The organism is Paraburkholderia sp. J63, assembly GCF_905220245.1.
Classification (GTDB): domain Bacteria; phylum Pseudomonadota; class Gammaproteobacteria; order Burkholderiales; family Burkholderiaceae; genus Paraburkholderia.
This window is the reverse complement of record NZ_CAJMZF010000191.1, coordinates 1-410: the sequence shown is the minus strand read 5'-3', so window position 1 is coordinate 410 and position 410 is coordinate 1. Positions and strand designations below refer to the sequence as shown.

1 protein-coding gene is annotated in these 410 nt (G+C 64.1%); it reads right to left on the bottom strand.

The window, feature by feature from the left end:
- The coding region (locus U5775_RS39120) for an ABC transporter permease subunit (RefSeq protein WP_322063461.1) at window positions 1-410 on the bottom strand (410 nt) is incomplete at both ends.

Below are 410 nucleotides of genomic sequence, written 5' to 3'. Positions count from 1 at the left end.
CGCACGCGCGAGAACACCACGAGCGGCAGCGTGGTCGAGCCGGGGCCCGAGAGGAACGCGGAGAGCACGAGGTCGTCGATCGAGAGCGTGAACGAGAGCAGCCAGCCCGAGAGCAGCGCCTGCGAGATGAGCGGAAGCGTGATGACGAAGAACACCTTCAGCGGCGTGGCACCGAGATCGAGCGCGGCCTCTTCGAGCGATTTGTTCATCTCCTTCACGCGCGACTGCACGATGATGGCGACGTAGGAGACGCACAGCATCACGTGACCGATCCACATCGTGATCACGCCGCGTCCCTTCGGCCAGCCGAGCAGTTGCTCCATCGCGACGAACAGCAGCAGCAGCGAGATGCCCTGGATCACTTCGGGGATCACGAGCGGCGCGTTGATCATCCCCGCGAACAGCGTGAA